Below are 18,215 nucleotides of genomic sequence, written 5' to 3' on the forward strand. Positions count from 1 at the left end.
GCCATGAGCGACGCGCTCCCGATCGAGGTCACCTCACCCACGCCGCTGCTGGAGCTGCGCGGCATCAGCAAGGAGTTTCCCGGCGTCAAGGCGCTCGACGACGTGTCCTTCGCCGTCTACCCCGGCGAGGTCCATATGCTGCTGGGCGAGAACGGCGCCGGCAAGTCGAGCCTGATGAAAGTGCTGTGCGGCGCCTATCGCGCCGACGCCGGCGAATTCTACTACAAGGGCGAGAAGGTCGCGATCAATTCCACCGCGGATGCGCAGAAGCTCGGCATCGCCGTGATCTTCCAGGAATTCTCGCTGGTCCCCCATCTCGACATCGCCCAGAACATCTTCTTGGGACGCGAGCCGAAGGGCCGCATTCCCGGCACCATCGACCGCCGCAGGATATTGGCTGACGCAAGGCGCGTGCTCGACACGATCGGCTTCGACATCGATCCCGCCACCACCGTCGACAAGCTCGGCGTCGCCCAGCAGCAGATGGTCGAGATCGCCAAAGCGATCAGCCAGAACGCCCGCATCCTCGTCATGGACGAGCCGACCGCGGCGCTGTCCGACCGCGAGACCGAGCTCTTGTTCGCGCTGATCGCGCGGCTGAAGGCCGACGGCGTCTCGATCGTCTATATCTCGCACCGCATGGCCGAGGTGTTCGCGCTCGGCGATCGCATCACCGTGCTGCGCGACGGCCGCCGCATCGACGGCGTCCGGCCCGCCGACGTCACGCCGGACCAGCTCGTGCGCATGATGGTCGGCCGCAACGTCGACATGACCTATCCGCGCCATTTCGCCGACAAGCCCGGCGAGGTGCTGCTCCAGGTCAAGGGCCTCTCCGCGCCCACCGGCATCTCCGACATCAACATCGAGGTGCGCCGGGGCGAGATCGTCGGGCTATGCGGCCTGGTCGGCTCCGGCCGCAGCGAGGTCGCCCGCGCCATCTTCGGCGCCGACCCCGTGACCTCGGGCGAGATCATCTTCGATGGTAAGAGCATTTCCGGCGAGCCGGATCTCGCCGCCCGTCGCGGCATCGCGCTGATCCCCGAAAGCCGCAAGAGCGAAGGCCTCGCGCTGCTGCGATCCGTCAGCGACAATCTGGTGGTGTCGGCGCTGAAAAAGCTGTTTCCGAGCGGGCTATTCGACCAACGCTCGGCCCAGCGTACCGCTGACGGTCTGATCCGGCAGCTCCGCATCGCGACACCAAGCGCACGCCAGACCGTCGGCCTGCTCTCGGGCGGCAACCAGCAGAAGGTCGTGATCGGCAAATGGCTCGCCGCCGGCTCGAAGCTCTTCATCTTCGACGAGCCGACACGGGGCATCGACATCGGCGCCAAGTCGGAGATTTTCGCGCTGATCGACCGCCTGGTCGCGGACGGCGCGGCGGCGCTGATGATCTCGTCCGAACAGGTCGAGATCTGCCATGTCTGCGACCGCGCCTATGTGATGCGCGAGGGGCGCATCGCCGGACACCTGACCCGCAACGAATTGACCGAGGAGAACATCGTGCGATTGGGGATGCATCATGCGTGAGGTCGCGGTCGTCGCTCAACCCAATCCGCTGCAGCGCATTCCCGGCGTTGCCATGGTGCTGGTGCTACTGATCGCGCTGTTCAGCGTGATCGCGCCCGGCTTCCTGTCGGTCGCCAACCTCTCCAACGTGCTGGTGCAGTCGACCATCCTGACCATGCTCGCGCTGCCGATGACCCTGATCATCATGACGGAGGGGCTGGACCTGTCGATGGGCGCGGTGCTGACGCTGACCTCGCTCTGCGTCGCGATCGTGTCGCTTGCGACCAAGTCGATGCTGCTGGGCCTCGGCGCCGGCCTTCTGGTCGGCACCGCCTTCGGCCTCGCCAACGGCTGGCTGGTCGCGATTCTCGGCATACCGCCCTTCGTCGCGACGCTCGGCACGCTCGGCATGGCGCAGGGCCTGTCGCTGATCGTCAGCGACGGCCAGAGCGTGGTCGGCATTCCCCACAGCGTGCGCGACATCTATTCGGCGACGCTGCTCGGCATTCCCGTGCCGATCGTGATGGCGCTGGTGACATATGCGACCTTTCACGGCCTGCTCTATCACACCCGCTTCGGCACCTACATCTTCGCCCTCGGCGGCAACCGCGAGGCGCTGCGCTATGCCGGGCTCTCGCCCAACAGGCTGCTGATCGCGGTCTACGCGATCGGTGGCGCCATGGCCGGAATCGCAGGCCTGTTGATGACCGCACGCATGAACTCCGGCCATCCCACCGCCGGCCTCGGCCTGGAATTCGATGCCATCGCGGCCGTCGCCGTCGGCGGCACCTCGTTCGAGCGGGGCAATGGCTGGCTACTCGGTACGCTGCTCGGGGTCCTTTCCGTCGGCGTGTTGCGCAACGGCCTGAACCTGATCTCGCTCCCCTCCTCGGTGCAGGTCGCCAGCGTCGGCGTGCTCGTCATCGTTGCCCTGTTCCTCGACGGCCTCAGGAGCCGCACATGACCGACATCACCAAGGGCGCCATGGCGCCGCCCCGCTCCTTCCTGTCGCAGGACGCGGTCCAGCTATTCTATCGCCTGCTCGCGGCTTTCCTGATCTGCGCGGTGCTGGCCGTGCTCAGCGATTCCTTCCTGAGCCTCGGCAACATCCTCAACGTGCTGAGGCAGGCAAGCTTGACCTTCTTCATCGCCTCCGGCCTGACGCTGGTGGTGCTGACCGCAGGCCTCGATCTCTCCGTCGGCGCCAATGTCGCGCTGTCCGCCTGCCTCGCCGGTACCGTGATCCACACGACCGGTTCGCCTGCGCTCGGCATCCTCACCGGACTTGCCTGCGGCGGGCTCGTCGGCCTGATCAACGGCGTCATGGTCACGGCGCTCCGCATCCCCTCCTTCATCGCCACCTACGGCATGCTCTGGGTGCTGAACGGCCTCACCTATTGGTACATGGCGGGCGAGACCCTGCACGGCTTCCCGGCCGGCTTCCGCCAGATCGGCAGCGGCTATCTGTTCGGCCTACCCATTCCGGTCTACCTGCTCCTGGTGTTCCTCGGCATCGGGACGTTCTTCGCGCAGCGCACGGTCTGGGGCCAGGAGATCTACGCGATCGGCGCCAATCCTGTCGCCGCACGACTATCAGGCATTCCCGTCGCGCGCCGCCTGCTGCTGGTCTACGCGGTCTCAGGCACCATGGCGGGACTTGCCTCGATCATCTTCCTGTCGCGGCTCAATTCGGCCGAGGCCGATATCGGCGAGAGCCTGACGCTGCCGGCGATCGCGGCCGTTCTGATCGGGGGCACCTCGCTGTTCGGCGGCGTCGGCACCGTGTTCGGCACCTTCATCGGCGCGCTGATACTGACCCTGGTGCTGAACGGCATGAACCTGCTCGCGGTCAGCGCCAATTGGCAGCCGCTCGTCACCGGCGTTATCGTCATTCTCGCGGTCTGGCTCGACATGAAGACCCGCCGCCGCGCGCAATGAGTTCCAGCAATCCAACAAGCAAAATGAGGGATGGAGGCAATATGAGAAAGACAATTGGCTATGTGGCGCTGCCGCTGCTGATGGCGACCGCGCTCACCACTGCGGCGCGTGCCGACGGCGAGACCATCGCCGTCTTCACCAAGAACCAGACCAATCCGTTCTTCCAGACGGTGCGGGTCGGCGCCGACAACATGGCGAAGGTGCTGAACGCGAAGACGCTGCAATACATCCCGACCAAGCCGGACTCGATTCCCGAGCAGCTCAGCCAGATCGAGGACGTGGTGGTGAAGAAGCCGAGCGCGATCGTGTTCACGCCGGTCGATTACAAGGCGATGGTGCCGGGCGTCGAGAAGATCAACGAAGCCAAGATCCCGGTCGTCAACATCACCGACCGTTCTGCCGGCGGCAAGTTCCTGTCCTTCGTCGGCGCCGACGATTACAGCCTTGGGCTGGAGACCGCGCGCTTCCTGCTCAAGACGCTCGGCGGCAAGGGCAACATCGTCATCATCGAAGGCGTCAAGGGCTCGCTGACCAATGTCGACCGCGTCCGCGGCTTCAACGACGCGCTGAAGGAAGCCCCCGGCGCCAAGCTTTTGGCCTCGCAGCCCGGCAACTACCAGCGGCTCCAGGCGCTCCAGGTGATGGAGAACTTGATGCAGTCGAATTCGCAGATCGACGGCGTGTTAGCCGCCAACGATGCCATGGCGGTCGGCGCGATCGAGGCGCTCGACGGTGCCAACCGCAAGGCGCAGGTGATCGGCATCAACGGCACCAAGGAGGCGATCGACGCGATCAAGTCCGGCAAGCTGCTGGCGAGCGGCGACTACAACGGCTTTGCGCAAGGCTGCCTCGGCACCATGATGGCGATCCGCTCCTTGCGGGGCCAGCCTGTCATCAGCGAGATCGTGCTGAAGCCGACGGTGATCACCAAGGACAATTACGGGCCGTTCGACGTGCCGCTGGAGCAGCGGACCTGCCCCACCTTCGAGGACGCCGGCAAGCTCAGCGCGAAGTAGGCCATCCCCCCACATCAAGACCGGACGGCCGCAGCCCGCGGCCGTCCCAAGAATGAAGCCAAGAAACGGAGACAGCATGCTGTTCGCCATTCACGCCCTCGACCGCACCGGCGCGTTGCCGACCCGGCTCGCCAATTACGATGCCCACAAGGCTTTCCTCAGCGACACCTCGCGCTTCGGCGTCAAGATCGTGATGTCCGGTCCGCTCGTCTCCGACGACGGCCAGACCATGATCGGCAGCCTGTTCCTGATCGAGGCCCCTAGCCGTAGCGAGGTCGAGGCCTTCAATCGCGCCGATCCGTTTGCCGCGGCCGGCATCTGGGACAAGGTGACGATCACCGGCTTCCTGCGCCGGCAGGGTTGAGGGTCCGCCACGACAAAGTGCGAAAACAACCCCATGCACAGTAGAACGGGGCTTGTTTTCGCTTACGAATTTCCGATGCACCGCGCGACCTCGCATCCGAGGCCAATGCCGACCAGGATCGGCGGTGGATTTTGACTCGTCGGGCAAAACAGGGGCATAATGTAATCATCACCCGATGTCAGTTGCGCCCGCCATCCAGGCACCTGCCCAGCGTCGGCGCGGTGTGCGACGCGGACTGGAGTCAGGTCCTTAACCGCTGACTGCCGGCGCAGCCTCTTCCAGGTGACACGCCACCCACTGCTCGGGTCCCGTCGCGCGCAGCGTCGGCTCCTCGGTCCGGCAACGATCGAACACGAACGGGCAACGGGTGTGAAAGCGGCATCCCTTCGGCGGATTGATCGGGCTCGGCACGTCGCCCTTGAGGATGATGGGATTGCGCTGGGCTCCGGGCTCCGGCAGCGGCACGGCCGAAAGCAGCGCCTTGGTGTATGGATGCCTTGGCGCGGCAAAGATCTCGCGGCGCGGAGCCAGCTCGACGATCTTGCCGAGATACATCACGGCGACGCGATGGGTCATGTGCTCGACGATGGCAAGATCGTGGCTGATGAAGAGCAGCGCGAGCCCGAACTCGCGCTGCAGATCCTGCAGTAGATTGACGATCTGCGCCTTGACCGAAACGTCCAGCGCGGAGACCGCCTCGTCGCAGACGATCAGCTCGGGCTCGGCAGCCAGCGCCCGCGCAATGCCAATGCGCTGACGCTGGCCGCCGGAGAATTCGTGCGGCCTGCGGTTCAGCGCCTCGCGCGGCAGGCGCACCGTGTCCATCAGTGATGTGACACGGACCTCGAGATCCTCTGCGGACTTGGCGAGGCCGAAATTGCGGATCGGCTCGGCGAGAATGTCGCGCACACGCATGCGCGGATTGAGGCTGGAGAAGGGGTCCTGGAACACGACCTGCACGCGGCGGCGCATCTGGCGCATCGTGCCAGGTGCTGCGTCGTCGATCCTCTGGCCATCGAGGATGACCTGGCCCGAGGTGATCTCGAACAGTCGCAGGATGGCGCGGCCGACCGTCGATTTTCCGCAGCCGGACTCGCCGACCAGGGACAGCGTCTCGCCGCGCGCGATCTCGAAGGAGACGCCGTCCACCGCGTAGACGAATTCGGTTTGCCGTCCGAAGAGGCCCTTGTTGATCGGAAAGTGCTTCTTGAGGTCGTTGACCTGGAGCAGCGGAACACTCATGCCGCGATCGCTCCCTTGGCGGCGTAATGGCACGCAGCGATGTGGCGGGGGCCCTTCTCTTCCAGCCCCGGCGCATACTGGCGGCACAGATCGGTCGCGAGCGCACAGCGCCCGGCAAAGACGCAGCCCGTGATCGGCTTGCGCAGATCAGGCACCTGCCCGGGAATCTCGGCGAGCCGCGTCGCGGTGCCCGCAAGCGAAGAGCCGAGCTTCGGCACCGCGCCTAACAGGCCCTGCGTATAGGGATGGCGCGGGGAACGGAACAGCTCGGCCACCGGCGCCTCCTCGACCTTGCGGCCGGCATACATCACCATGACACGCTCGGCAATCTCGGCGACGACGCCGAGATCGTGGGTGATCAGGATGATGGCCGCACCGACCCGGCGCTTCAGGTCCAGCATCAGCTTGAGGATCTGCGCCTGGATTGTCACGTCGAGGGCGGTTGTCGGCTCGTCTGCAATGAGAAGCTTCGGATTGCAGGCCAGCGCAACCGCGATCATCACGCGCTGGCGCATGCCGCCAGACAGCTGGTGCGGATATTCGCCGACGCGCCGTTTCGGCTCGGGAATGCCGACCAGTGTCAGCATCTCCACCGCATGCGCCTCCGCCGCCTGCTTGTCGAGGCCCTGATGGATCATCAAGGTCTCGCGGATCTGGCGGCCGACGGTGAGCACCGGGTTCAGGCTCGTCATCGGTTCCTGAAAGATCATCGAGATGTCGTTGCCGCGGATCGCGCGCATCTCGCGATCGGACAGTTTCAGCAGATCCCTGCCCGCGAAGCGGATGCTGCCTGCGATCCGGCCCGGCGGCTCCGGAATCAGCCGCATCAAGGACATCGACGTCACCGACTTGCCGCAACCGGATTCGCCGACGATGGCGAGCGTCTCACCCTCGTTGACATGGAAGGATACCCCGTCGACCGCGCGGTTGATGCCGCCGGGCGTGCGGAAATGGGTCTGGAGGTTCTCGACTTCGAGCAAAGCCATCGCAATCAGCCTCGATCCATCACAGACAACATCACAGGCTTTTGGCCATGCGCGGGTCGAGCGCATCGCGAAGGCCGTCGCCGAGCAGATTCACTGCGAGCACGGTGACGGACAGGAACGCCGCCGGGAAGAACACGATGTAGGGCTTCACCTGCCAAAGCGCGCGGCCCTCGGCCATGATGTTGCCCCAGGACGGAATGGTCGGCGGCGTGCCGGCGCCGATGAAGGATAGGATCGCCTCCGTGATCATGGCGCTGGCGCAGATGTAGGTCGCCTGGACCAGCATCGGCGCAACCGTGTTGGGCAGGATGTGGCGCAGGATGATCATCGGCGTGCGCGTGCCGCAGGCCACGGCCGCGTCCACATAGGGCTGCTCGCGCAAGGACAGCACGACGCTGCGGACGAGGCGCGAGACGCGCGGAATCTCGGCGATGGTGATCGCCAGGATGACGTTGCCGACGCTGCCGCGCGTCAGGGCCATGAGCGCGATCGCCAGCAGGATCGGCGGAATCGACATCAGCCCGTCCATGAACCGCATCAGGATGCCGTCGGCCCAGCGGATGAAGCCGGAGACCATGCCGATGGCAAGGCCGATCGCCGAGGCGCAGATCGCGACCGACAGGCCGACCGTGAGCGAGACGCGCGCGCCGAACAGCACGCGCGAATAGATGTCGCGGCCGAGCACGTCGGTGCCGAACCAGAAATCGGCCGACGGCGCGCGGGTGCGCTTGGCGGGCGCAAGCGCGGTCGGATCGACCGTGCCGAGGTATGGCGCAAAGATCGCGATCAGCACCAGCATCAGCAGCAGCGCGCCGCCGATCGCGACCGTCGGGTGGCCGCGCAGGAGGCCGACGAAGCCGCGCCGTATCCTGACCGGCCGCAGGATCTCGGGCAGTTGCGGCGCAAGGACGAGGCCGGCCGGAAGCGAATGCGGATTAACGGTGGTGTCGGTCAATAGCGGATCCTCGGGTCAACGAGCGTGTAGACGACGTCGATCATCAGATTGACGAGGACGTAGACGAAGCTGAACAGCAGCACGATGCCCTGAATCACCGGATAGTCACGGCGCAGGATGGCATCGATGGTGAGGCGGCCGAGGCCGGGAATCGCGAACACGCTCTCGGTGACGACCGCTCCGCCGATCAGGAGCGCGATGCCGATCCCGATCACGGTGACGATCGGCACCGCCGCGTTCTTCAGCGCGTGAATGAACAGGATGCCGCCCTGCCCGAGGCCCTTGGCCTTGGCGGTGCGGATATAGTCCTGCTGCAGCACTTCGAGCATGGCTGCCCGCGTGATGCGGGCGACCAGCGCGATATAGACGCAGCCGAGCGCGATCGCCGGCAGGATCAGGTTTTCCAGCCATGGCCAGAAACCCTGGGCCAGCGGCGTGTAGCCCTGCACCGGCAGCCATTCCAGCTCCAGCGCGAAGATGTAGGCGAGCATGTAGCCGACCACGAAGACCGGCAGCGAGAATCCGAACACGGCAAAGCCCATGATGACGCGATCGATCAGGCTGCCGGCCTTCCATGCCGCCACCACGCCGAGCGGCACCGCCACCACGATCGTCAGCAGCAGCGTGACGATCATCAGCGACAGCGTCGGTCCGAGACGCTGCCCGATCATCGCCGAGACCGGCAGGTTGGTGAAGATCGAGGTGCCGAGATCGCCGTGCAGGATGCGCCAGACCCAGCCTCCGAACTGGACCAGGAAGGGCCGGTCCAGCCCGAGGCTCTGGCGGATGCGCTCCACATCCTCCGGGCTTGCCTGATCGCCCGCGATCACCACGGCCGGATCGCCGGGCGCGATATAAAGCAGGCTGAACACGAACAGCGCGACGATCGCCATGACTGGCAAGGTCGCAACGATGCGACGGAGGATGTAGGAGAGCATCTGGCCTCAGCGCACGATCATGCGGACTTCGACACGCCCCAGAAGAACGGCAGCGGTCCCTTGGCAACGCCGGAGACGTTCTTGCGCCAGGCGGTGTAGCTCAGGAAGAAGCCCGTGGGCGCGTAAACCACGTCATCGAGCGCCGCCTTGTTGAGGCGGCCGATGGCAGCCTTCTCCTCGTCGACGTTCTTGGCCTCGAACCACGAGGCGACCTCCTTTTCGGTGGCCGCGCTGGTGGGCCAGCCGAACCAGGCCTTGTCGCCGTTGGCACGAATGGCGGTGTAGGGAGCCGGATTGACGCAATCCGCGCCGGCGTGCCAGGTGTGGAACATGTTCCAGCCGCCCTGTCCCGGAGGTGTCTTCTGCGCGCGGCGGGAGCCGACCGTGCCCCAATCGGTTGCGACGAAGTCGACATTCATGCCGAGCTTCTTGAGAAGATCGGCGGTGACGTCGCCCATCGCCTTGGTGATTGGCTGGTCCTGCGCGACGAGGCACGTCACCGGCTGGCCGGAATAGCCGCTCTCGGCGAGCAGCTTCTTGGCGGCGTCCAGATCGCGCTTGCCCTTCAGGATCTCGCCGCCCACTTCGGTGTAGAGCGGCGTATCCGGCGTGAAGTAGCCGGGCAGCGGCTTCCACAGCGAATTGTCGTCGCCGACGATCGCGCGCATGTAGTCTTCCTGGCTGAGCGCCATCAGCACCGCACGCCGCGCCTTGACGTCATTGAACGGCGGATAGAGGAAGTTCATGCGGAACGAGCCGATATTGCCGAGGGGATCGCCGATATCGACGCTGATATTCTTGTTCTTCTTCAGAACCGGAACGAGATCCGCGATCGGGTTCTCCCACCAGTCGATCTCGCCGTTCTGCAACGCGGCCGCCGCGGTTGCCGGATCCGGCATGATCACCCACTCGACGCGGTCGACCATCACCTGCTTGCCGCCAGCAAGCCAGGACGCCTTCTCCTGCCGCGGTGAATAGTCGGCGAATTTCTCGAACACGGCCTTCGCACCGGGGACCCACTCGCTCTTGGCGAACTTGAGCGGACCGGAGCCGATATACTCAGAAATCTGCTTGAACGGATCGGTCTGCGCGATGCGCTCCGGCATGATGAAGCTGCAAGGCGAATTGTTCTTGCCGAGCGCGTAGAGCAATTTCGGGAAGGGCTGCTTCAGCACCCATTTGAAGGTGCGGTCGTCGACGGCCGTGAGCTCCTGCTGGAGCGCCTTGATCATCAGGCCCATCGGATCGCGCGCCGACCACCGCGTCAGGCTTGCCACGACGTCCTTGCTGAGCACCGGCTCGCCATCGTGGAATTTGAGGCCGGGCCGCAGCCTGAACGTCCAGGTGGTGCCGTCGTCGGTCACTTCCTCGGACTCGACCATCTGCCGCTGCGGCCGGAACGAGGAATCGATGCCGTATAGCGTGTCCCAAACCATCGCGGCGGCATTGCGCACGACATATTGCGTGCCCCAGATCGGGTCGAAATTGGCGAGATTGGCCTGGGGCACGAAACGCAGGGTGCGCGCCGAGGCACCCTGAGCGATCGCCGGGGCCGACAGGCCACCCGTCAATGCCAGGCTGCCCGCGCCAGCCAGTCCCTTCAATACCGTCCTGCGATCCATGAAGTCCTCCCAGAAGTGCCGTGATGCCAGCTATTCATTGGCAAAGGGCAAGTGAAACCGAGCCCATTTGCAAGCAAATGGTATGCCACTAAATGCGGCTTCGCCAGCGGGATCTCGCCATTTGGCGGTCCAGGAATGCGAGTTCGGGGCTTACAGAGCGGCCGCCAGCGTCGGCCCGGTCTCGATATGCGGGATCGCTTCGACCAGTTTGCGCGTGTAGTCGGTCTTTGGATTATCAAATAACGCCCGGCTCTCGCCCTGCTCCACGATGCCGCCGTTGCGCAGCACGATGGTGCGGTCGCACAGCATGCGCACGACGTTGAGATCGTGGCTGACGAACAGCAGCGCAATGTCGTTCTCGCGCCTGAGGCGATCGAGCAGTTGCAGCACAACCGCCTGCACCGAGACGTCGAGTGCGGCGGTCGGCTCGTCCAGCACCAGCAGCCGCGGCCGGCAGGCGATGGCGCGGGCGATGCCGACGCGGGCCTTCTGCCCGCCGGAGAGTTGATGCGGAAACCGCGGCAACAGATCGAGCGGCAGCCCGACTCGCTCGGCGCATTCTTCCACCCGTTTGCGCAAGCCTGCGCCCGCGCGCATGCCGTCGAGCCGCATCAAGGGATGGGCAATGCAATCGAACGCCGTGAAGCGCGGGTTGAGGCTTTCGTTCGGGTCCTGAAAGACCATCTGGATGTCTTTGCGCAACGGCGAGCGGTGGAAATCGCGCGCCGCCACGTGCCCGATCGACTGCCCGTCGAACACGATGTCGCCCTCGCTCGGATCGATCAGGCGGCAGATCATGCGCGAGGTCGTGCTCTTGCCCGAGCCGGACTCGCCGACTAGCCCGACACTCTCGCCGCCCGCCATCGTCATCGAGAAGTCGGCAACCGCAGCGGAGCCCTGATCGAAACGCTTGGCGAGCTTGCGCACTTCCAGGAGCGGCGGCGTGCCGTGCGCTCGCTCCTGCCTGGGTCTGGTGACGACGTTGGCGTAACGCTCTCTGTCCTCCTCCGTCACGAGATCTGCGATCCGTGACGTCGCCGTCGGCGACGCCGCTACCAGGCGTCTGGTATAGGCGTGCTGCGGCGCGCTGAAGAGAATGCCGGGGCTCGCCTCCTCGACGATGCGGCCGCGCTCCATCACGGCAATGCGGCGGCAGTAGCGTGCCGCAAGGCCGAGGTCGTGCGTGATCAGGATCGTGGCCATGCCTCGCGCGGCGGCAATGTCTGCCAGCAGATCCATCACCACCTTCTGCGTCGTGACGTCGAGCCCGGTGGTCGGCTCGTCCGCGATGAGCAGCGCGGGATTGCAGGAGATCGCGATCGCGATCATGACGCGCTGGCACATGCCGCCGGAAAGCTCGTGCGGATAGGCGTTCATCCGCGCCTCGGGATCGCGGATCTGAACGGCGCGCAGCAGGTCCAGCGCCTCGGCACGCGCGGCCTCTTTCGAGATACGCTTGTGGGTGAGGATCGCGTCCGCGATCTGCAGGCCGATCGCGCGGATCGGGTTGAGCGCCGCCCGCGGATTCTGGAAGATCATCGACATCGCGGCGCCCTGCAGCTGTCGCAGATCATCGCCGCGGAGCTTGGTGACGTCCTGCCCGCGGAACAGAATCTTGCCGCCGGTGACGCGGCCGGCTGCATCGAGCAGCCGCGTCGTCGCAAAGCCGGTGACCGACTTGCCCGAGCCGCTCTCGCCGACGAGGCCGAGCATCTCGCCGGCCTTGACGGTGAGCGTGACGCCGCGCACGGCCTCGACCATGCCCCGCCGCGTCGAGAACGCGACGTGGAGGTCGTCGATCCTAAGCAGGTCCTCGCTCATGTGCGCATCCGGGGATCGAGAATGTCCCGCATGCCGTCGCCGAGGAGGTTGAAGCACAGCACGGCCAGCATCAGTGCGAGGCCGGGAAAGGCCACCAGCCACCAGCGTCCGGTGGAGATGAAGCGCGCGCCTTCCGCGACCATGATGCCCCATTCCGGCGTCGGCGGCTTGACGCCGAGACCGATGAACGACAGGCCGGCGGCATTGAGAATGGCCCAGCCGAGATTGAGCGAGATCTGCACCGCCATCGCCGGCAGGATGTTCGGCAGCAGGAAGCGCAGCACCACCGAGAAATGGCTCTCGCCGCAGGCGCGCGCAGCCTCGACCCAGCCGACATTGCGGCGGACGTTGACCTCGGCGCGCGCGAAGCGGATGTAGAACGGAAGATTGATGATCGCGGTCGCGATCACGATGTTCTCGATCCGGTTGCCGAGCGCGGCGACCATCGCCATCGCCAGCACGAACAGCGGAAACGCCATCATCACGTCGACGAAGCGGCCGACGGCGCGATCAAGCCGTCCGCCGGCATAGCCGCAGAACGCGCCGACCACGGCCCCGATCACGAAGGAGATTCCGACCGCGGAGACTGCGATGGCAAGGTCGAGCCGTGCAGCGATGATGAGACGGCTGAACACGTCGCGGCCGAGCTGGTCCGTACCGGCAATGTGCGCCGCACTCGGTGGCAGCAGGGCCTCCGACACGTTCGAGGCCACGGGATCGTAGGGCACGATCCACGGTCCGAAGATCGCGACCAGGACGAACAGCGTCACCCCGGCCGCGGCCACCGCCGTGAGCGGATTGCCGCGCAGGATCCAGACCGAATGGCGAAGTGTGGCGCTGGTCATTCGATCGACACCCTGGGATCGGCGATGCCGTAGCAGATGTCCACGACGAGATTGACCAGCACGAACAGGCTGGCCATCAGCAGCACGAAACCCTGCACCGGCGCATAGTCGGAGGACAGCAACGCGTCGAGCGCATAAGAGGCCACGCCCGGCCAGGAGAACACTTTCTCCACCAGCACGTTGGCGCCCAGCATGGTCGAGAACACGATGCCGGCGATGGTGATGACGGGCAGGATCGCATTGCGGAGCGCATAGGTGACGACCACCTTGCGCCAGGACAATCCGACCGAGCGCGCAGTGCGCACGAAATCGCTGCCGAGCGAGACCAGCATCGAGGCCCGCGTGATCCGCGCCAGCGGCGCGATCACGAACAGCGCCATGCTCACCGCCGGCAGGATCAACTGCCTGCAGGCCGCCCACCAGCCCTCGACGTCGCCGGCGAGCAGGAAATCGATCGAGAGGAAGCCGGTGCGCTGCGGCGGCAGCGAGGTGAAGACGTCGATGCGCCCGGTCGGATCAGGGGCCAGCCCGAACAGATAATAGAAGACATAGATCAAGAGCAGGCCCGAGACGAAGGTCGGCACGCAGACGCCGAGTGCGCAGAACAGCCGCACGCCGTGATCGATGATTGATCCCGGCCGCAGCGCCGCCAGCACCCCAAGCGGCACCGCCGCGATGAGCGCGATCAACAGTGCGGTGAAGGTGAGCTCGAGCGAGGCCGGCAATCGCTCGCGCAGGTCCTTCAGCACCGGCTGTCCCGTCATCATCGAGCGGCCGAGATTGCCGTGGCCGATGTCGGAGAGATAGAACACGAGCTGCTCCGGCACGGATTTGTCGAGCCCCATCTGCTTGCGGATCTGCTCGATCTCCTCCTTGCCGGCATTGGGCCCCGAGGCGAAGAACACCGCGGGGTCGCCGGGCAGGACGCGCATCAACAGGAAGGTGAAGACCAGCACACCGAACAGTGCCGGCAGCGACGACAAGAGCCGCCTGCCCGCCCGCACCATCGTTGCACCAAGACCGGTCGTCACCATTCAGCGTCCCTGCTGGCCGCGGATGTCACTTGCGGCTGACATCGCGATAATCCACCTGGCGGTGGAACTCATAGGTGTAGCCTTCGATCGACGGCGCCATCACCGCGTCCTGATTGGGCTGCCACAGCATGATCTGCGGCATCAGGTCGACATGCATCGCGTTGAGCTTGCGGCCGGCTTCCTCGTACTTGGCCTTATCCGGCTCGAAGCGGGCCTCCTGCGCAATCGCGGCAAGGTCCGGATTGTTGATCGAAGAGTAATTCCAGCGCTGAGTGCCGGTGTAGAAGTTGCGGTAGAAATAGTCGGTCGACGGCAGCCAGGCGACGATGCCTTCGGTGAAGAACGGCAGCTTCTTCTCGTTGATCTGCGTCGACATCTGCGCGTCCGGCAGCTTCTGGATGTCGACCTTGATGCCGATCTTGCCAAGAGACTCCTTGACGAGGGCGGCCATCGGCTCGGCCGTCGAGGCCTGGCCGACATTGAAGCTGAAGGTGGTCGAGAAGCCTTCGGGCAGACCTGCAGCCTTGAGGTATTCCCTGGCCTTGTCGAGATCCATCTTCACCGGCTGTTGGAACGGATAGATGCCGTTCGCCGGCTTGCCGTCCGGCCAGGTCGCGCCGAACAGCGGCGCGCCGCGGCCGAACAGGGCCGCCTTGAACATGTCCTCATAGGGCAGCGCGGAAGCGATGGCGCGGCGGACATTGACGTTGTCGAAGGGCGGGATCTGGTTGTTCATCGAGACGTAGGTGACCGCATTGTATTGCGGCGTCGAGATTACCTTGAGCTTGCCCTTGGCCTCCAGCGACTGCACGTCGCTGGCCTGCAGGTCGAGCACGAGATCGGCATCGCCGCGCTCGACGAGGTTGGCGCGGGTCGCCGGCTCCGGCACCGATTGCACGATGACGCGCTTGAAGTACGCCGGCTTGCCGGGCGATCCCCGGTTCCAGGCCTCGTTGCGCTTGATGATCACCTGCTCGCCCGGCTTGAAGCTCTCGACCGCATAGGCGCCGCTGCCGGCGGTGTGCTCCTTCAGCCAGGCCGTGGCCCAGGGATCGTCAGCCGTCGCGTGCTCTTTCGCCACTTTCGAGTTGATGATCATCGGGTACACGGTGGCAAGATTAGGCAGCGCAAGCTTGTCGGGTTTGGGAAGCGTCACCTCGATGGTGAGGGGATCGATCACCTTGAACTGATCGGCCGACGTCAGCGAGCCCGTCAGCAGCTGCGCCTTGCCGAGGATCGGCGCGGTCACGCAGCGGTCGAGCGACCACTTGACATCCTCGGCCGTAACAGGCGAGCCGTCCTGGAACTTTGCATCCTTGCGCAGGCGGAAGGTGATCTTAAGGCCGTCGGGACTGACGTCATAGGATTCGGCGAGCTCGCCGGTGATCGTGTCGAGGTCGAACACCCATTTGCCGTTGAGCTGCTTGCGGCCGAATGCCACCAGCCTGTCATAGGTGCTCATGCTCAACGCGAAGGATTCGCGGGTCGAGCCGGGGATGTTGGGATCGAGCGTGTTGACGGAGGCGCCGGTGACGTAGCGCAAGGTCTCTGCCCTGGTTTGCGCTTGCGACGGCGCAGTGGCGATGAGCAGCAGCGCAGTGGTGGCGAGAACCGAGGTCGCCAGTCTGAAAGACACAAAACGCATTGGTTTTTCCCTGAATTTCGAACGAGAACGCCAGCAAGGCAGGTTCAGAAGGAAGCAAGTTGCGCGCCAGTCCGATCGGACATTTCGAGGGACGCGAGGTCGCGACGGCGCATGGGTGATCACAGCGATTCCCCGATTTCTCGCGCCTGACGCGTCACCACAGCCTGGGGCACGTCATAGGCGCTGAGCGAATCCCAGTGCCGTGCGACATCGGCGCGAAACAGGCCGCGCGTCAGGCCGTGGACCAGCTTTGGAACGGCGGTCGTCATCGCATTGATCGACGATCCCGACGGACCGAAGCTCATGGTCGAGGCGATGGCGAACAGATGGATGTCGGCGATCCACGGCGTCATTCCCGGCTCGCGCTCGGTGAAGGCATAGTCGTCGGCGAGATAGGGAAAGCGGCCGAGCCGTTCGTTGCGTTCGTCTTCCGGCGGCTGGTAGCGGTCGGCCCAGGTCGCGATGTTGCCGGCACATTGGGCGAGCTCGCCGCGGCCGGCAAAGTCCATGTCGATGCCGGTGCCGCAGATGACGAAATCGGCGGTGATGGCGCCGCGCGGCGTCTGGAGTTCAACGCCGTTATCAGTCTTGCGCGCGGCTTCGACCGGCGCGCCCTCGTGCAGTGTGAAGTTGGCGTGACGCGCGCAGCGGTCATAGGTCGGCTGCGGAAATCCTTCCCGCATCTCGAGGATCTTGCGCATGAAGCGCCAGCGCCAGGCATCGTCGAGATCGCTGAGATGGCGCAGGAAGCCGCGAAAGGTCAGCCAGCGATAGGGCTGGATCACCTGGATCTGAGCGCGTCGGCACAGCAGGCGCACTTCAGCGGCACCGGCCTCCAGCGCAGTCGCCGCATTGTCGAAAGCGGAGGCGCCGGCACCGATCACGGCGACGCGCTTGCCGCGCAGGCTTTCGAAATCGATGTCGTCGGCGACGGTTGCAACAGAGCTCGCCGGCAGATGCACCAGCTGCTCCGGAATCATCCAGCCGCCCATGCCCTCCTGCCCTGTCGCCAGCACGATTTTGCGGGCATAGAGCGTTTCGACCTCTGCTGCCCGTTTCACGCGCGCAGCGAGCAGGCCGTCAGCCGCCGGCGCGATCTCCTTGAGCTCGCAAGCGTTGCGCACCGGCAAGCCGACCGCGCGCCGCAGCCAGAGCAGATACTCCGCCCAATGCTCGCGCGCGATCAGGCCGAGCTCCTGCCAGCTCGCCTTGCCGAAGCGGGCCTCGTGCCAGGACTGGTACGTCAGGCCGGGGATGTCGAGGTCGGGCCCGGTGTAGTCCTTCGGGCTGCGGAGCGTCGGCATCCGGGCGTAGGTGAGCCACGGGCCCTCCTTGCCCTCTTCGGCCTTGTCGATCAGCAGGATGTTGCTGACGCGCGAGCGCAGCAGGCCGAAGCCGATGGCGATGCCGGACTGGCCGGCGCCGACGATGAGAACATCCAGCGCCGGCTTGCCGTCTGGCCCCGCTTTCGGTTCGAGCCACGCCGCGCCGGGATGCGCGATCCGAGCGAGATCGGCGTGAATGTCGGCTTCGAGCTGGGTCAGCGTCTCACTCATGCGGCGAGCCAGCCTCCGTCGACCACCATCACGGTGCCGGTCGTGAACGACGAGGCATCGCTCGCGAGATGCAGTGCGGTTTGCGCGATCTCCTCAGGCACGCCGAAGCGCTTCATGGCGTGGCGGTTGCGCGAGGCCTCGCGCACTTGCTCGGAATTGGCGTGCCGGGCAAAGCTGCGGCGAAGCATCGGCGTGTCGATTGCGCCGGGCGCGATCGCGTTGACACGGATGCCATCCGTTGCGAAATCCACCGCCATGGTCCGCGTCAGGCTGATGATCGCGCCCTTGGCCGCGATATAGGCGCTGTTGCCCTTGCCGCCGGCAATGGCGAGCTGCGATGCCAGCGTGATGATCGAGCCGCTGTTCTGCCGCTGCATCTGCGGCACCGCAGCCCGCGCCCACAGCCAGGTGCCGCCGACATTGGCGCGGAACACCGCATCCCAGTCGTCCAGGCTCGTGGTCAGCACCGTGCCACCACAGGAGAAGCCAGCCGCGGTCATGAGGATATCGAGCCGACCATGCCGGGCCACGACGTCGCCGACGACGGTTTCGGCGAATGCGCCATCGCCGACGTCGCCGATATGCGTCGTCGCTTCGCCGATAAGGCTCAGCGTTTCCTCGAGGCCCGCGGCGTCACGATCGACCAAAGCAAGGCGCGCGCCCTCCTCCGCGAACAGTTTTGCGCTGGCGCGGCCGATGCCCGAGCCTGCGCCGGTGATGATGGCCGTGCGCCCCTGCAGCCGCATG

16 protein-coding genes are annotated in these 18,215 nt (G+C 65.5%); 5 read left to right on the forward strand and 11 right to left on the reverse strand.

Features of this window, described 5'->3' with window-relative positions; translation table 11 throughout:
• Positions 1-3 precede the first annotated feature (3 nt).
• From I6F24_RS00295 to I6F24_RS00315, 5 genes are all read left to right on the forward strand, one after another.
• Positions 4-1,527, forward strand: a complete 1,524-nt coding sequence (locus I6F24_RS00295; protein WP_036023593.1) for a sugar ABC transporter ATP-binding protein — start codon at positions 4-6, stop codon at positions 1,525-1,527.
• Positions 1,520-2,470, forward strand: coding sequence for an ABC transporter permease (locus I6F24_RS00300; RefSeq protein WP_036023591.1), 951 nt, complete (start codon positions 1,520-1,522; stop codon positions 2,468-2,470). The genes I6F24_RS00295 and I6F24_RS00300 overlap by 8 nt, the downstream gene beginning before the upstream one ends.
• Positions 2,467-3,444: an ABC transporter permease gene (locus tag I6F24_RS00305; RefSeq protein ID WP_036005199.1), complete on the forward strand. Its 978-nt coding sequence runs from the start codon at positions 2,467-2,469 to the stop codon at positions 3,442-3,444. The genes I6F24_RS00300 and I6F24_RS00305 overlap by 4 nt, the downstream gene beginning before the upstream one ends.
• 41 nt (positions 3,445-3,485) lie before the next feature.
• Complete coding sequence (locus I6F24_RS00310; protein ID WP_036005202.1) at positions 3,486-4,460, forward strand: sugar ABC transporter substrate-binding protein; 975 nt, start codon at positions 3,486-3,488, stop codon at positions 4,458-4,460.
• Between the two features lie 76 nt (positions 4,461-4,536).
• Positions 4,537-4,824, forward strand: a complete 288-nt coding sequence (locus tag I6F24_RS00315) for a YciI family protein (RefSeq protein WP_036005205.1) — start codon at positions 4,537-4,539, stop codon at positions 4,822-4,824.
• A 249-nt stretch (positions 4,825-5,073) separates the two neighbouring features.
• Here I6F24_RS00315 and I6F24_RS00320 read toward each other — a convergent pair whose 3' ends face one another.
• The 11 genes from I6F24_RS00320 to I6F24_RS00370 form a co-directional block, all read right to left on the reverse strand.
• Entirely contained in the window at positions 5,074-6,066 is a 993-nt protein-coding gene (locus I6F24_RS00320; RefSeq protein ID WP_036023588.1) for an oligopeptide/dipeptide ABC transporter ATP-binding protein, read from the reverse strand.
• Positions 6,063-7,052 carry an ABC transporter ATP-binding protein gene (locus tag I6F24_RS00325; RefSeq protein ID WP_036023586.1) on the reverse strand — a complete coding sequence of 330 codons (990 nt, stop codon included), beginning with the start codon at positions 7,050-7,052 and terminating at the stop codon, positions 6,063-6,065. The genes I6F24_RS00320 and I6F24_RS00325 overlap by 4 nt, the downstream gene beginning before the upstream one ends.
• A 31-nt stretch (positions 7,053-7,083) precedes the next feature.
• The gene (locus I6F24_RS00330; RefSeq protein ID WP_036034858.1) at positions 7,084-8,007 is read right to left on the reverse strand and encodes an ABC transporter permease; all 924 of its coding nucleotides are present in this window, start codon (positions 8,005-8,007) and stop codon (positions 7,084-7,086) included.
• Positions 8,004-8,945, reverse strand: coding sequence for an ABC transporter permease (locus I6F24_RS00335; RefSeq protein WP_036023577.1), 942 nt, complete (start codon positions 8,943-8,945; stop codon positions 8,004-8,006). The genes I6F24_RS00330 and I6F24_RS00335 overlap by 4 nt, the downstream gene beginning before the upstream one ends.
• 17 nt (positions 8,946-8,962) lie before the next feature.
• Entirely contained in the window at positions 8,963-10,567 is a 1,605-nt protein-coding gene (locus I6F24_RS00340; protein ID WP_036023576.1) for an ABC transporter substrate-binding protein, read from the reverse strand.
• Between the two features lie 150 nt (positions 10,568-10,717).
• Positions 10,718-12,388 carry an ABC transporter ATP-binding protein gene (locus I6F24_RS00345; protein ID WP_036023575.1) on the reverse strand — a complete coding sequence of 557 codons (1,671 nt, stop codon included), beginning with the start codon at positions 12,386-12,388 and terminating at the stop codon, positions 10,718-10,720.
• Positions 12,385-13,233, reverse strand: coding sequence for an ABC transporter permease (locus tag I6F24_RS00350; protein WP_036005271.1), 849 nt, complete (start codon positions 13,231-13,233; stop codon positions 12,385-12,387). Before I6F24_RS00350 ends, I6F24_RS00345 begins: the two co-directional genes overlap by 4 nt.
• Entirely contained in the window at positions 13,230-14,264 is a 1,035-nt protein-coding gene (locus I6F24_RS00355; protein WP_036005288.1) for an ABC transporter permease, read from the reverse strand. Before I6F24_RS00355 ends, I6F24_RS00350 begins: the two co-directional genes overlap by 4 nt.
• A gap of 28 nt (positions 14,265-14,292) precedes the next feature.
• Complete coding sequence (locus tag I6F24_RS00360; RefSeq protein ID WP_036023574.1) at positions 14,293-15,912, reverse strand: ABC transporter substrate-binding protein; 1,620 nt, start codon at positions 15,910-15,912, stop codon at positions 14,293-14,295.
• Positions 15,913-16,031: 119 nt separating this feature from the next.
• The gene (locus I6F24_RS00365) at positions 16,032-17,468 is read right to left on the reverse strand and encodes an NAD(P)/FAD-dependent oxidoreductase (RefSeq protein ID WP_036023571.1); all 1,437 of its coding nucleotides are present in this window, start codon (positions 17,466-17,468) and stop codon (positions 16,032-16,034) included.
• The gene (locus I6F24_RS00370; protein WP_036023565.1) at positions 17,465-18,214 is read right to left on the reverse strand and encodes an SDR family oxidoreductase; all 750 of its coding nucleotides are present in this window, start codon (positions 18,212-18,214) and stop codon (positions 17,465-17,467) included. Before I6F24_RS00370 ends, I6F24_RS00365 begins: the two co-directional genes overlap by 4 nt.
• Position 18,215: the final 1 nt, after the last annotated feature.

This window comes from Bradyrhizobium sp. BRP23 (assembly GCF_020194135.1).
GTDB lineage: Bacteria > Pseudomonadota > Alphaproteobacteria > Rhizobiales > Xanthobacteraceae > Bradyrhizobium > Bradyrhizobium yuanmingense.